Source organism: Sphingomonas sp. GW821-FHT09E03, assembly GCF_059416225.1.
This window is the reverse complement of sequence record NZ_JBWKOS010000003.1, coordinates 198,221-211,538: the sequence shown is the minus strand read 5'-3', so window position 1 is coordinate 211,538 and position 13,318 is coordinate 198,221. Positions and strand designations below refer to the sequence as shown.

At 68.5% G+C, this 13,318-nt stretch carries 14 protein-coding genes; 9 read left to right on the top strand and 5 right to left on the bottom strand.

Annotated elements, in window-relative coordinates; translation table 11 throughout:
- Positions 1-63 precede the first annotated feature (63 nt).
- The 4 genes from AC07M8_RS08855 to AC07M8_RS08840 are packed head-to-tail and all read right to left on the bottom strand — an operon-like array spanning position 64 to position 2,276.
- Entirely contained in the window at positions 64-471 is a 408-nt protein-coding gene (locus AC07M8_RS08855; protein WP_495173975.1) for a hypothetical protein, read from the bottom strand.
- Positions 468-815, bottom strand: coding sequence for a hypothetical protein (locus AC07M8_RS08850; RefSeq protein ID WP_495173974.1), 348 nt, complete (start codon positions 813-815; stop codon positions 468-470). The genes AC07M8_RS08855 and AC07M8_RS08850 overlap by 4 nt, the downstream gene beginning before the upstream one ends.
- Before the next feature lie 56 nt (positions 816-871).
- On the bottom strand, positions 872-1,303 hold the full coding sequence (locus tag AC07M8_RS08845; RefSeq protein ID WP_495173973.1) for a CoA-binding protein: 432 nt from the start codon (positions 1,301-1,303) through the stop codon (positions 872-874).
- A 16-nt stretch (positions 1,304-1,319) separates the two neighbouring features.
- Positions 1,320-2,276, bottom strand: coding sequence for an Mrp/NBP35 family ATP-binding protein (locus tag AC07M8_RS08840; RefSeq protein WP_495173972.1), 957 nt, complete (start codon positions 2,274-2,276; stop codon positions 1,320-1,322).
- A 70-nt stretch (positions 2,277-2,346) separates the two neighbouring features.
- On the opposite strand from AC07M8_RS08840, the gene hflK reads away from it, so the two are divergent.
- The 5 genes from hflK to AC07M8_RS08815 all read left to right on the top strand — a co-directional run bounded on the left by hflK (position 2,347) and on the right by AC07M8_RS08815 (position 9,041).
- Complete coding sequence (hflK, locus tag AC07M8_RS08835) at positions 2,347-3,453, top strand: FtsH protease activity modulator HflK (protein WP_267396087.1); 1,107 nt, start codon at positions 2,347-2,349, stop codon at positions 3,451-3,453.
- Positions 3,450-4,328 (top strand): protease modulator HflC, encoded by an 879-nt coding sequence (hflC, locus tag AC07M8_RS08830; RefSeq protein WP_267396086.1) that lies wholly within the window; start codon positions 3,450-3,452, stop codon positions 4,326-4,328. The genes hflK and hflC overlap by 4 nt, the downstream gene beginning before the upstream one ends.
- Before the next feature lie 118 nt (positions 4,329-4,446).
- Entirely contained in the window at positions 4,447-5,988 is a 1,542-nt protein-coding gene (locus tag AC07M8_RS08825) for a Do family serine endopeptidase (RefSeq protein WP_495173971.1), read from the top strand.
- Between the two features lie 128 nt (positions 5,989-6,116).
- Positions 6,117-7,799: a helicase HerA-like domain-containing protein gene (locus AC07M8_RS08820; protein WP_495173970.1), complete on the top strand. Its 1,683-nt coding sequence runs from the start codon at positions 6,117-6,119 to the stop codon at positions 7,797-7,799.
- Positions 7,800-7,811: 12 nt separating this feature from the next.
- Positions 7,812-9,041, top strand: a complete 1,230-nt coding sequence (locus AC07M8_RS08815; RefSeq protein WP_495173969.1) for a M20 metallopeptidase family protein — start codon at positions 7,812-7,814, stop codon at positions 9,039-9,041.
- Positions 9,042-9,085: 44 nt separating this feature from the next.
- Here AC07M8_RS08815 and AC07M8_RS08810 read toward each other — a convergent pair whose 3' ends face one another.
- On the bottom strand, positions 9,086-10,042 hold the full coding sequence (locus tag AC07M8_RS08810; protein ID WP_495173968.1) for an isopenicillin N synthase family dioxygenase: 957 nt from the start codon (positions 10,040-10,042) through the stop codon (positions 9,086-9,088).
- Between the two features lie 331 nt (positions 10,043-10,373).
- Between AC07M8_RS08810 and AC07M8_RS08805 the strand changes: the two genes are divergently transcribed.
- The 4 genes from AC07M8_RS08805 to AC07M8_RS08790 all read left to right on the top strand — a co-directional run bounded on the left by AC07M8_RS08805 (position 10,374) and on the right by AC07M8_RS08790 (position 13,187).
- Positions 10,374-11,045: a M23 family metallopeptidase gene (locus AC07M8_RS08805; protein WP_495173967.1), complete on the top strand. Its 672-nt coding sequence runs from the start codon at positions 10,374-10,376 to the stop codon at positions 11,043-11,045.
- Positions 11,046-11,283: 238 nt separating this feature from the next.
- Positions 11,284-11,622, top strand: coding sequence for an iron-sulfur cluster insertion protein ErpA (erpA, locus tag AC07M8_RS08800; RefSeq protein ID WP_495173966.1), 339 nt, complete (start codon positions 11,284-11,286; stop codon positions 11,620-11,622).
- A gap of 3 nt (positions 11,623-11,625) precedes the next feature.
- A complete protein-coding gene (gene xth, locus AC07M8_RS08795) occupies positions 11,626-12,396 on the top strand; it encodes an exodeoxyribonuclease III (RefSeq protein WP_495173965.1) in 771 nt (256 codons plus the stop codon).
- Positions 12,393-13,187 (top strand): transporter, encoded by a 795-nt coding sequence (locus AC07M8_RS08790; RefSeq protein ID WP_495173964.1) that lies wholly within the window; start codon positions 12,393-12,395, stop codon positions 13,185-13,187. Before xth ends, AC07M8_RS08790 begins: the two co-directional genes overlap by 4 nt.
- Positions 13,188-13,318: the final 131 nt, after the last annotated feature.

Sequence of the window (13,318 nt, the reverse complement as noted above, 5' to 3'; positions counted from 1 at the left end):
GCATCTGCCTCATGGATCCCAGCTTGCGCTGGGATGACGGGCTGGGGTGAGCGATAGGCTGCGTCAGGGATCTAGCGGGATCGCGACGCGGCCGCGCTTGTCGGGCTTCTTGGCGAAGGCGCCCTTGATCGCGCCGACGGCCCCCTTGAGGATCGGCGCCAACGGCGGCCCGAAGCCGACCTGGCACCCGCCCTGGACGGTGGCGCAGGGCGTGTCCGCGGCGGCGAGCGCGCCGATGCCGGTCAGCTCGGGGTTGCTGGGGACGGCGTGATCGGGCGGGCCACGATCATCGGGCAGCGGCAGGCGATCGTTGCCGGGCGCGCCGGCGCAGACGACGATATCGCCATGGTCGTTGCGCTCGGTGCATTGCGGGGTGAGGATCGAGAAGCGCGCGGGCGGCGCGGCGCTGGCGCTGGTCGCAGGGGCCGCCGCGGGGATCGCTGCCTGGAGCAGCAGGACAGCGAGGATCATGGCGCGATGGGCCGATCCCGGATGCCGTCGACGCCGCCGCTGGTGCTGGCGGTGACCCCGGCCATGCCGCCGCCGACCAGGAAGGGGCTGAGGTCCTCGACCGGGTTGGTGCGGTGGAGCAGCCGCTCGCGCTCGGCGCCGACGCTCTCGTGGCGCGGGTCCCCGGCGTCATGGACGATGAACGGCACGCGGAAGCGATCGGCGTCGCGGCGACCGCAGACGGTGATATCGGTTGATTCGCGGTTGATCACGCAGGGCCGCTCGGCGGCGGTGAGCGTGCTGGCGCGTGCCAGTAGCTTGGTGTCGGCGGGGACGGCTTGGAGCATCAGCAGCAGCGCGATCATCGGGCGTTACTCCGGCGGGGAGGTCGACGGAACGATCACCGACAATTGTGACCCGATCAAGTCGCGATCGGGGCAACGCCCAGGCGCGGGATGTCGATCGCCGGGCATCGGTCCATGACCACCTGCAGCCCGGCGGCCTCGGCGCGCGCGGCGGCGTCATGATTGATTACGCCCAATTGCATCCACACCGCCTTGGCGCCAATCGCGATCGCCTCGTCCACCGCCTCGCCGGCCGCTTCAGGGCGGCGGAAGATGTCGACGATGTCGATCGGATCGCCCAGTTGGTGGAGGTCGCGGAACACGAACTCGCCATGGACATGCTCGCCGGTGATCTGCGGGTTGACCGGGATCACGCGATAGCCGTGGCGCTGGAGCATCGCCATCACTCCATAGGAGGGGCGGTTCGGCCGATCGGAGGCGCCGACCAGCGCGATGGTGCGCGCGTTCTCGAGCAGTGCCTTGATGTCGGCGTCGGCAGTCAGCGGCATCGCGGCTCCTTCTCGATCAATGTGTCTCGAGCCAGTCGGCGACGCGGCCCGCTATAAGGTGGAACGCCGCGCCGTCGGCGCCGTTCCCGGCGGCCGGCGGCTCGCCCGCGTCGGATGCGGTGCGGACGCCGATCGCGAGCGGGATGCGGCCGAGGAAGGGCAGGCCGAGCCGGGTGGCGGTAGCCTCGGCGCCGCCGTTGCCGAATGGATCGGAGACCTCGCCGCAATGCGGGCAGGCATAGCCCGCCATGTTCTCGACCAGGCCGATGATCGGCACGCCGGCCTTGTCGAACAGGTCGATTGCGCGGGTGGCGTCGATCAGCGACAGATCCTGCGGCGTCGAGACGATCACCGCGCCCGCCGGCTTGTGCTTCTGCACCATCGTCAGCTGGACGTCGCCGGTGCCGGGCGGCAGATCGACCACCAGCGTGTCGGTCGCGCCCCAATCGGCGTCGACCAATTGGGTCAGCGCGCCGGCGATCATCGGCCCGCGCCAGGCGATCGCCTTGCCGGGCTCGATCAGCTGGCCCATCGACAGCAAGGGCACGCCGTAGCGGGTGGGAACGGGATCGAGCACCTTGTCCTTGGCGGTCGGCCGCGTCCCCTCGGCCTGCATCAGCCGCGGCTGCGAGGGACCGTAGATGTCGGCATCGACCAGCCCGACGCGGCGGCCGCGCCCGTGGAGCGCGATCGCGAGATTGGCGGCGACGGTGGACTTGCCGACCCCGCCCTTGCCGCTGGCGACCGCGATCAGCCGGCGGTTGACGCGCTCGGCGGTGAGCACGACGCGGACCTCGCCGACCTCCGGTACGGCGGCAGCGGCGGCGCGGACGTCGCGTTCGAGCGCGGCGCGGTCCGCCTCGGCAAGGCCGGTCGCGTCGACGACGATGCCGACGCGGGCGCCGTCCATCCGCACCGTCGCCCGGTTGCCCGCTACTGCGCGGACGGCTGCTGCCACTGTGTCCTGGATCATGCGCAGCCAGATAGGAGGCCTGCGCAGGCTTGGCACTGTTTTTTAGCTGCCGCCCTCTTATAAAGGTGGGATGACAATCCTGCCGGGCCGGTCCACGCGCCCTACCATTCTCGCCGTCGAACCACCCAAGGGCCCGTGGGGCCAGGGCGACGATGCCGGCGGCGCCGGGGGCCCCCGCAACCCCTGGGCGACCCCGCCCGGCGGCCGCAAGCCCGGCGGCAAGCCGAGTGCGCTCGATGAATTTCTCAAAAAGGCTCGCGGCGGCAATGGCGGCGGCGGCGGTGGCGGCTTCAACGGCTTGCCGACCGCGCCCAATCCGCGGGCGCTGTGGCTGATCGGCGCGGGGATCATCCTGCTGGTGTGGGTGCTCTACACCTCGATCCACCCGATCGCGCCGCAGGAACGCGGCGTCGTGACCTATTTCGGCCGCTACTCCAGCACGCTCGATCCCGGCATCGCAGTGACGCTGCCGGCGCCGATCGCGCGGGTGGTGAAGGTGGACGTGCAGAACATCCGCACCGAGGATTTCCCGGAAACGGGTGCCGAGAATCTGATGCTGACGGCCGACCGCAACATCATCGATCTTGCCTATTCGGTGCGCTGGACGATCTCGAGCCCCGAGGATTACGTCTTCCAGATCGACAAGCCGCGCGAGACGGTGCGCGCCACCGCGGAAAGCGCGATGCGCGAGGTGGTGGCGAACGTCAGCCTCAACCAGGCGCTCGGGCCGGGCCGTACGCTGATCGAGAACCAGGTGCAGGAGCGGATGCAGCGGGTGCTCACCGAGTATAAGTCCGGGATCCGCATCCAGGGCGTCGCGATCAAGCAGGCTGATCCGCCCAGCCAGGTCAACGACGCGTTCAAGGACGTCACTGCCGCGCAGCAGGACGCGCAGGCGGCGCGCAACAAGGCGCAGTCCTATGCCCAGCAGATCGTTGCGCTGGCGCAGGGCGAGGCTGCGCAGTTCGACAAGGTGTATGAACAGTATCGGCTCGCTCCCGAGGTGACCCGCCGCCGGATGTATTACGAGACCATGGAGCAGGTGCTAGCCAAGTCCGACAAGACCATCGTCGAGACCGGCGGGGTAGTGCCCTATCTGCCGCTCGATCGCGTCAAGCGACTGCCGGACGTGCCGGCCGCGGCGCAGCCCCAGGCGACGCAGGGAGGCGGCCAGTGAACCCCGCGCTCCTCCGCAACCCCGTGACCATCGGCCTCGCCCTGCTCGCGCTGGTGATCCTGCTCGCGGCGACGATCACCATCGTTCCCGAGACCCAGCAGGTGGTGGTGCTCCGCTTCGAGCAGCCGGTGCGCACGGTGAACGCCTATCGCAAGAACGAGGTGTTCGGCCACACCGGCGCCGGGCTGATCGCGCGTATCCCGTTCGTCGACCGCCTGGTGTGGATCAACAAGCGCGTGCTCGACGTCGAATATGAGAACCAGCAGGTGCTCTCCTCCGATCAGCTGCGGCTCGAGGTGGACGCCTATGCGCGCTACCGCATCGTCAATCCGCTGAAGGCGGTGAATGCCACCGGCAGCACCGGTTCGACCGAGAGCCGGATCACCGATGCGCTGGCGCCGCTGCTCGGCACCTCGATCCGCAACGAGCTCGGCAACCAGCCGTTCGCGACGTTGCTCAGCCCCGAGCGCGACCGGGTGATGGACAATATCCAGGCCCGGCTGCAGCGGCTCGCGTCGCAATATGGCGTCGAGATCGTCGACGTTCGGATCAAGCATGCCGACCTGCCGGACGGCAGCCCGCTGGAGAGTGCGCTCAACTCGATGCGGACCGCGCGGCAGCAGCAGGCGACCACGATCCGCGCGCAGGGCCAGAAGGATGCGCAGATCATCCGCGCCGGGGCCGATGCCCAAGCCGCACAGATCTATGCGCAGAGCTTCACCAAGGATGCCGACTTCTACGACTTCTACCGGGCGATGCAGTCGTACCGGGTGACGTTCGGCACCAATGGCGGCGAGGCACCCAAGGGCTCGACCTCGATCATCCTGTCGCCCAACAACAGCTATCTTCGCGAGTTCGAGGGTCGCGGGCGTTGATTGCGGGCACGATCGCTACCAGCTTGCGGGTACGTGAATATTCAAGCGGCGTTCAGCCGGTTGGGGCCATTGCGGCTCCGATTATCGGTCTGACCCCCTATGAGAGGACTTTCCACTAGTGCGTTACGCCTACGCCATCACCGGTGCGCTGCTCCTCGGCGGTGCCACCGCCACCCTCGCCCTCCAGCCGAGCGTCGCGCAGGTCGCGCAGAACGAGCCGGGCGCGATCCAGGCAGCCGCGCCCAAAGGCGGCGCGCCGATGAGCTTCGCCGACATGGTCGCGCGGCTGCAGCCCGCCGTGGTCAACATCTCGACCAAGCAGACCATCGTCCAGAAGCAGCCGGCCAATCCCTTTTCGGGGACGCCCTTTGGTGAACTGTTCGGCGGCATGGGCGGCCAGGGTGGCGCGCCGGTTAAGCGCGAGGGCCAGTCCCTGGGCTCGGGCTTCCTGATCTCGCCGGACGGCTACGTCGTCACCAACAATCATGTGATCTCGCCGGGCGCGCAGGGCGCGACGGTGAATTCGATCACCGTGACCTTGTCCGATCACAAGGAATATGTCGCCAAGGTGATCGGCAAGGACACCGATTCCGATCTGGCGCTGCTCAAGATCGATGCAACCAACCTGCCGTTCGTCAAGTTCGGCGATTCGTCGCGCGCCCGCGTCGGCGACTGGGTGGTCGCGATCGGCGAGCCGTTCGGCCTCGGCGGCACCGTCACCGCCGGCATCATCTCGGCGATCAACCGCGTCACCGGCCAGGGCGGCGCCTATGACCGGTTCATCCAGACCGACGCCTCGATCAACCAGGGCAATTCCGGCGGCCCGATGTTTGATCTCAACGGCAATGTGATCGGCATCAACAGCCAGATCTTCTCGCAGTCGGGCGGCAACATCGGCATCGGCTTCGCCATTCCCGCGGAAGAAGCCAAGCCGATCATCGAGACCTTCCGCACCGGCGGCAAGATCCAGCGCGGCTACCTCGGCGTGACGCTGGGCGGCGCGATTGACGATGACGCCGCGGCGGCGCTCGGCATCCCCAAGAACCAGGGCGAGCTTATCTCCGGCGTCGAGCCGACCGGCCCGGCAGGCAAGGCCGGTCTCAAGGTGGGCGACGTCGTCGTCCGCGTGAACGGCGAGGAAGTCACCCCCGATCAGTCGCTGTCGCGGCTGGTGTCCAACGTGAAGCCGGGCGGCACCGCGCGGCTCGACGTGCTGCGCAACAACCGTCCCACGACGGTCAACGTCACCGTGGCGGCGCGGCCGTCGACCGAGCAGCTCCAGGCGCTGGTCAGCGGCGGCGATGACGGCGGCTTCGGCTCCGACGACGGCGACGATGATGGCAGCGCGGTGGCACCCGCCAACGGCGGTGCGCTGGGCCTCACCGTCCAGCCGCTGACCGCGGGGATTGCGCGTGCGATCGGTGTCGATCCGACGATCCAGGGCGTCGTCATTGCGGCGGTCGACCAGTCGAGCGATGCGGCACAGAAGCTCAAGCGCGGCGACGTGGTGCTCGCGGTCAACAGCACCCCGGTGACCACCGCTGCCGCGCTCAGCGCCGCGGTCAACCAGGCCAAGGCGGCGGGCCGCCCGCAGGTGCTGCTGCTGGTGCAGCGTGGCCGTGGCGCCAAGGCCTTCATCCCGGTCAAGATCAAGGGGTAAGCCCCGGCGCGTCCGCGCAGGCGGGAGCATCGATCTGAACAACGGGCCGTCGCTTGTGGAAGCGACGGCCCTTTTCTTTTGCGTCGCGCGCGGGCTAGACTCATCGTCCGGGAAGATCAGGAGTTTGGATGAGCGACGGAATCTTCATCGGCGCCAGTGTCGGGGCAGGGGGCGTCGGCAGCCGTCAGATGCTCGATCTCAAGCGCGCCAACCGCCACGGGCTGATCGCGGGCGCCACCGGCACCGGCAAGACGGTGACGCTGCAGGGCATCATCGAGGGCTTCTCCAAGGCGGGCGTGCCGAGCTTCGTCGCCGACGTGAAGGGCGATCTCGCCGGGCTCGCGATGGCCGGATCGCCTCAGGGCAAGAACCACGCGACCTTCGCCGCGCGCGCCGCCGAGATCGGCGACACCGCTTGGGCCTATGCCGATAATCCCGTGCAAATCTGGGACCTGTACGGCGAGCAGGGGCACCCGATCCGCACCACCGTCAGCGAGATGGGCCCATTGCTGCTCGCACGGCTGATGGACCTCAACGAGGTGCAGGAAGGCGTGCTGACCATCGCCTTCCACGTCGCCGATCAGGAGGGGCTGCTGCTGATCGACCTTGACGACCTGCAGGCGATGCTCGCGCATTGCGGGACCCGCGCGGCCGAGCTGACGACGCAATATGGCAATGTCTCCAAACAGTCGATCGGCGCCATCCAGCGCTCGCTGTTGCAGCTGCGCAGCCAGGGCGCCGAGCATTTCTTCGGCGAGCCCGCGCTCGACATGGACGACTTCCTGGTCACCGATGACAAGGGCCGGGGGATCGTCAACATCCTCGCCGCCGACAAGCTCATGGCCGCGCCCAAGCTCTATTCAACCTTCCTGCTGTGGCTGATGAGCGAGCTGTTCGAGCATCTTCCCGAGGTCGGCGATCCTGACAAACCCAAGCTCGTCTTTTTCTTCGACGAGGCGCATCTGCTGTTCGACGAGGCGCCCAAGGCGCTGCTCGACAAGATCGAGCAGGTGGTGCGGCTGATCCGCTCCAAGGGCGTCGGCATTTACTTCATCACGCAAAATCCGATCGATATTCCCGATACGGTAGCAGGGCAGCTCGGCAACCGCGTGCAGCACGCGCTGCGCGCCTTCACTCCACGCGATCAGGCCGCGGTCAAGGCCGCGGCGACCACCTTTCGCGCCAACCCCGGGGTGGACGTCGCTACCGCGATCACCGAGCTCAAGGTCGGCGAGGCGCTGGTATCGCTGCTGCTGCCCGACGGATCGCCGGCGCCGGTCGAGCGGACGCTGATCAAGCCGCCGGCATCGCGGGTCGGCCCGGTGACGCCCGACGAGCGCAAGGTGCTGATCGACACCGACCCGGTCGGCGCCAAGTACGACACGGTGGTCGATCGCGAATCCGCCGAGGAGCTGCTCGCCGCCAAGACCCAGGAGGCCGCGGCAGCCGTGGCGGCGAGCCAGGCCAAGGACGCGGCCGACAAGGCCGCCGCGGTCGAGGCCAAGCAGGGCGCGCAGGCCGCCAAGGAGGCCGAGCGCGCGCGGATCGCGGCGCAGCGCGATGCCGATCGCGACGCCAAGGTGGCGGCGCAGGCGCAGGCCGCGGCGGAACGCGAGGCGGCGAACTCGCCCTGGAGCAAGGCATTAACCTCGGCGACGCGGGCGGCGAGTTCGTCGATCGGCCGCCAGGTGGCGAACGAGATCGGCAAGCAGGTGTTCGGCGGCGGCACGCGACGTTCGTCGGCCTCGAGTGGCGGGCTGGTCGGTACGGTGATGCGCAGCGTGCTCGGCAATCTGTTGCGCGGTAGATAGGAAATGGATGCGATGAGCCTGGATGACGACGGCGCCGGCGCGTGGAGCGCGGTGGGCGAGGCGGGGCTCGATGAGGTGATCGAGCTGCGTCGCGCGATCCATGCCGATCCCGAGATCGGGCTGCACTGCCCGCGCACTGCGGACAAGATCAAGGCGGCGCTTGCCGGGCTGCCGCTCGAGATCCACGACAGCCGCTCGACCACCGGCTTTGTTGCGATCCTGCGCGGTGGCGGCAGCGCGGGGCAGGGGAACGGCCGCACCGTGCTGTTGCGCGGCGATCACGACGCGCTGCCGATGCACGAGGAGACCGGGCTGCCGTTCGCCTCGCTGATCAATGGCGCAATGCACGCCTGCGGGCATGATTCGCACACCGCGATGCTGGTCGGCGCGGCCAAGGCGCTCTCGGCGCGGCGTGACCAGCTGGCCGGCACGGTGGTGTTCATGTTCCAGCCCGGCGAGGAGGGCTATCACGGCGCCCGCTACATGATCGACGACGGGCTGCTCGACATCGCCGCGCCCGAGGCGGCGTTCGCGCTGCACATCCTGCCCAACGCGCCCGCCAACGTGCTGGTGACCCGGCCGGGGCCGCTGATGGCGTCTGCCGACACGCTCCACGCGGTGATCCGCGGCGCCGGCGGCCATGCGGCGATGCCGCACGATTGTCTCGATCCGATCCCCGTCGCCTGCGAGATCGTCTCCGCGCTGCAGACCTTCGTCGCGCGGCGGGTTCCGGTGACGGACCCTGCGGTGCTGTCGATCACCAAGATCGACGCCGGTTCCGCGCACAATATCGTGCCGGGCGAGGTGAGGATGCTCGGTACCTTGCGGACGCTGTCGGAAGCGACCCGGCAGCTGATGCGCGCGGCGTTCGCGCGGATCGTCGAGGGCATCGCGGCGGCGCATGGCCTCACCGGCGAGGCGTGGATCGAGGACGGCTATCCGGTGACGGTCAACGATCCGCGCGCGGTAGCGCTGATGCAGGCGTGCGCGGAGGATCTCGGCGGCGCCGACGGCTTCCAGCTGATGCCCGCGCCGATGATGGGCGCGGAGGATTTCTCCTATGTGCTGCGCACGATGCCGGGCGCGATGGCGTTCCTTGGCGCCGCGCCCGCGGGCAGCAACCCGGCGACCAACCCGCCGCTGCACAACACGCGCATGACGATCGAGGAATCGATCATGGCACGCGGCATCGCGCTGCACTGCGCGGTGGCGACGCGGTTCCTGGAGCAGGGGCTGGGGTAAACTAACCCCCTTCGCCTAGGCGAAGGGGGTAGGCAGGGCCGCCGTCACTTCTTGATCAGGCCGATCTCCACCAGCCGCTGGTGGAGATAGTCGTGCGCGGTGATCGGCTCCGGGTAGCGGTTCGGGTTGGCCGCAGTGATGGTCTGCGGCAGCGTCTCGATCAGGAAATCGGGCGCGGGATGGAGGAAGAAGGGCATCGAGTAGCGCGAATGGCCGCGGCGCTCGGGCGCGGGGTTGACGACGCGATGCGTGGTCGAGGGCAGCAGGTGATTGGTGAGGCGCTGGAGCATGTCGCCGACGTTGACAACCATCGCGCCTTCCGGCGGCTTGATCGCCAGCCACGTGCCGCTGTCGCGATCGAGCAGTTCGAGCCCGGCTTCTTCGGCGCCGAGCAGCAGGGTGATGAGGTTGATGTCCTCGTGCGCGCCGGCGCGCACGCCCTCCGCGTCGATCGGGATCGGCGGATAGTGGAGCAGGCGGAGGATCGAATTGCCGTCCTTTACCGCGAGATCGAACCAGTGCGGGTCGAGCCCGAGATGGCGCGCGATCGCCGAGAGCAGCTTGTCGCCGGCGCGGTCGAAGGCGGCGAACAGCTCGACGAACGTGTCCTTGAAGCCCTCGGGCCGGGTGGGCCAGACGTTCGGCGCCATGTCCTTGGCGAAACGATGCCCCGCCGGCAGCTCGCGGCCGACATGCCAGAATTCCTTGAGGTCGACGTGCTTGGCGTCCTTGGCGATTTCGGTCTTGAACGGCGTGTAGCCGCGCGCACCGCCCGCGCCCTCGATGAAATAGCCGCGCTTCTCGGCATCGGGCAGCGCAAACAACGCCTCGGTCTCGGCCCAGGCGCGCGCGATCAGTTCCTGCGGCACCCCGTGATCGGCGATCACCGCAAAGCCGAATCGCTCGAACGATCCGCCGAAGGCGGCGGCGAAGCCGGCGGGGTCGGTATCGGCTTGGGCGAGGCTGAGGGTGGGGACCTGGGCGGCGGGGGTGTCGAGCATGATCTGTGTCCGTCTGTGAAGCCACAGCTATAGGCCGCGCGGTGTGGCGCGTCATGCGCAACTTGCCGCGACCAAGGCGCCCAATCGCCGCCGTGGCCCGCTCGGTTCAACGGCTTGGCGCGGCCCAATGGCGGTTTGCCGCGAGTCGGCGGCGGCGCCCTTGTCGCGGGCGATGAGATAAGGGCACACCCTTACTCACTGGGGCGCGGAGGGGCTGCGTATCAGGGAAGAGCACGATGCCGGCTTCGTCGAAGGACGAGGGCGGCGAATCATCTGGGGTCCGATGAACAAGCTTGCCCGTACTGCTGCAGACCTTGCACTCGCCGCGTTTATGGTTGTGATGCTCCCCGCGACGGGCGCGATGGCCGCTCCGGGGGCCGAAGGCGCACCGGCCAGCACCGCCGCCGCCGTCGGCGGGCCGATGATCCCGACCGGCAGTGTCGAGGCAACCTCCGACCTCAAGGCCGACGCCCAGTTCCGCACCCTGTTCCAGAGCTGGAAGAAGCTCGACACCCACAGCGGTGGCGGCATCGCCATCCCGTCGGTGCAGCCGGTGCAGAAGCTGAACTTCACCAGCAACTTCGGCATCCGCTCCGATCCGTTCCGCGGTACCGCGGCGATGCACGCCGGCGTCGACATTCCCGGCCCGGTCGGGACTCCGGTCTATGCGACCGCCGACGGCATCATCGATCACGCCTCGCGGCTCGGCGGCTATGGCAACATGGTCGAGATCAACCATGGGAAGGGCATCGCCACCCGCTACGGCCACCTCTCCAAGATCCTGGTCGCCGATGGCGCCAAGGTGACCCGCGGCCAGCTGATCGCGCTGATGGGCTCCACCGGCCGCTCGACCGGCCCACACCTCCATTACGAGGTCCGCATCGACGGCCATGCGGTCAACCCGATCCCGTTCCTGACCACCGCCGACTATCTGCTCGCCGCGCAGGACCGGTCGGTGCATGCGATCCCGGTGTCGACCGACGGGCCCGCCGCGCAGGATTGATTGCGGCAGCGCGGTTCTTGATCCGTCACCGCGGCATCAGCAACCACCGCATCTTTCAGCCGTCTTCTCTCGCCACCAATCGTCACCCCGGCGAAAGCTGGGGTCTCGTTGTTGCCGGGCGGTACATGCCTCATGAAGATCCCAGCCCGCGCTGGATGACGGACTAAGGGCGCCGCGCCTTGGCGCCCGATACCGGCTTCCGGTTGCCGCCACCCCGCCGAGCGCCTATCTGCGTCGCATGGCGACCCTAGCTCAAGACATTGCCCTCACTCCCTCCGCCGCCGCGCGCGTCGCGGCGATCGCGGCCAAGCAGAACAAGCCGGCGATCCTGCGCTTGTCGGTGGATGGCGGTGGCTGTTCGGGGTTCCAGTACAAGTTCGGCATGGCCGACGCACCGGAAGGCGATGACACGATCGCCGAGACCGATGGGGTGCGGCTGGTGGTCGACAGCGTCAGCCTCGATCTCGTTCGCGGCTGCCAGGTGGATTACGTCGAGTCGCTGGGTGGCGCGGCGTTCCGCGTCGAGAACCCCAATGCGGCGAGCGGGTGCGGCTGCGGTTCCAGCTTTGCGATCTGACGCTTGAAGATCGTCACCTACAATGTGAACGGCATCAAGGCGCGGCTGCCGCGGCTCCTTGAGTATCTCGCCGAGCAGCAGCCCGACGTGGTGTGCCTGCAGGAGCTGAAGTCCAGCGACGAGACGTTCCCGACCGCCGATATCGAGGCAGCGGGCTATGGCGCGGTGTGGCACGGGCAGAAGGGCTTCAACGGCGTCGCCGTGCTCGCCAAGGGGCAGACCCCGGTCGAGCGCCAGCGCGGGCTTGCGGGCGAGATCGAGGACGAGCACAGCCGCTATCTCGAATGCGAGGTCGACGGGCTGGTGGTCGCGTCAATCTATCTGCCCAACGGCAATCCCCAGCCTGGCCCCAAGTTCGACTATAAATTGCGTTGGATGGAGCGGCTGGCGGAGCGCGCGCGCGCGTTGCTCGAGGCCGAGGTGCCGGCGGTGCTGTGCGGCGACTACAATGTCATCGCCAACGACGACGACACCTTCTCGGTGCCCGCGATGCAGGACGATGCGTTGATGCAGCCGGAAAGCCGCGAAGCCTATCGCCGGCTGCTGGCGCAGGGCTGGACCGATGCGCTGCGCACGCGCCACCCCACCGGCGGCGTGTGGACCTTCTGGGACTATCAGGCAGGCAGCTGGCAGCGCGACGCGGGCTTCCGGATCGATCACCTGCTGCTCAGCCCTGCCGTGGCAGACCGATTGCAGGAGGCCGGTGTGGACAAGGAATATCGTGGCCGCGAAAAGGCGAGCGACCATGCGCCGACCTGGGTGCGGCTGCGATGAAATGGCCGATCGCCGCCGCGGCGCTGGTCGTCGCCACGCCCGCTGCGTCGCAGGATCTGCGCGACTATTGCCCGGACCGTCCCGGGCTCGGCACCCCAGCCTGCACGATCGACAAGGGCCATGTCTCGGTCGAGACCTCGGTGGCCGACTGGACGCTCGATAAGCAGGCGGACAGCCGCACCGATACGTTGCTGATCGGCGACACGACCGTGCGCGTCGGCGTCGCCGACAATGTCGAGCTGAGGGTCGGCTGGACGCCGTTCGGCCATGAGCGCACCCGCGACTTTGCCACCGGGGCGATCGACAGCCGCGACCGGGTCGGCGACGTCAGCCTCGGCGCCAAGATCAACCTGCTCAACCCCGATGGCGACAAATTGTCGATCGCGGTGCTGCCCTATGCGACGCTGCCGGTGGGGCGAAGCCCGATCGCCGCGGGCGACTGGGGCGCGGGTCTGGTGCTGCCGGTCACCTACGAGCTGACGGACGCGCTGTCGCTCGAGGCGGTGCCCGAGGTCGACGCCGCGGTGGACGAAGACGGCGATGGCCGGCACCTGCAATATTCCGCGGTCGGCGGGGTCTCGTACAAGCTCAGCAAGGCGGTGACGCTGACCGGCGAAGGACAGGTGATCCGCGACAATGATCCCGAGGACCACGCCACCCAGGCGCTCGCGGCGTTATCGGTGGCCTGGCAGGCGAAGGACGATCTCCAGTTCGACGTCCAGGGCAATGCCGGGCTCAACCATGCAGCGCCCGATGTCGAGCTGGTCGCTGGAATCGCCAAGCGGTTCTGAGCTTTCCGCTCGGGCGAAACGCCCAGGCTGTCTGGCACGTCGGACCCGAGGTCTTTAGCGGCTCTTGTCCTGCGCCACCGCCCGAGATCCCGGCTTCCGCCGGGATGACGGCTGCAAAGCGTGGAATGAAG

Coding starts and splice junctions, on each gene's coding strand:
- AC07M8_RS08855 (WP_495173975.1), bottom strand. CDS start 471: ATGATCCTCGCTGTCCTGCTGCTCCAGGCAGCGATCCCCGCGGCGGCC.
- AC07M8_RS08850 (WP_495173974.1), bottom strand. CDS start 815: ATGATCGCGCTGCTGCTGATGCTCCAAGCCGTCCCCGCCGACACCAAG.
- AC07M8_RS08845 (WP_495173973.1), bottom strand. CDS start 1,303: ATGCCGCTGACTGCCGACGCCGACATCAAGGCACTGCTCGAGAACGCG.
- AC07M8_RS08840 (WP_495173972.1), bottom strand. CDS start 2,276: ATGATCCAGGACACAGTGGCAGCAGCCGTCCGCGCAGTAGCGGGCAAC.
- hflK (WP_267396087.1), top strand. CDS start 2,347: ATGACAATCCTGCCGGGCCGGTCCACGCGCCCTACCATTCTCGCCGTC.
- AC07M8_RS08820 (WP_495173970.1), top strand. CDS start 6,117: ATGAGCGACGGAATCTTCATCGGCGCCAGTGTCGGGGCAGGGGGCGTC.
- AC07M8_RS08815 (WP_495173969.1), top strand. CDS start 7,812: ATGAGCCTGGATGACGACGGCGCCGGCGCGTGGAGCGCGGTGGGCGAG.
- AC07M8_RS08810 (WP_495173968.1), bottom strand. CDS start 10,042: ATGCTCGACACCCCCGCCGCCCAGGTCCCCACCCTCAGCCTCGCCCAA.
- AC07M8_RS08805 (WP_495173967.1), top strand. CDS start 10,374: ATGGTTGTGATGCTCCCCGCGACGGGCGCGATGGCCGCTCCGGGGGCC.
- erpA (WP_495173966.1), top strand. CDS start 11,284: ATGGCGACCCTAGCTCAAGACATTGCCCTCACTCCCTCCGCCGCCGCG.
- AC07M8_RS08790 (WP_495173964.1), top strand. CDS start 12,393: ATGAAATGGCCGATCGCCGCCGCGGCGCTGGTCGTCGCCACGCCCGCT.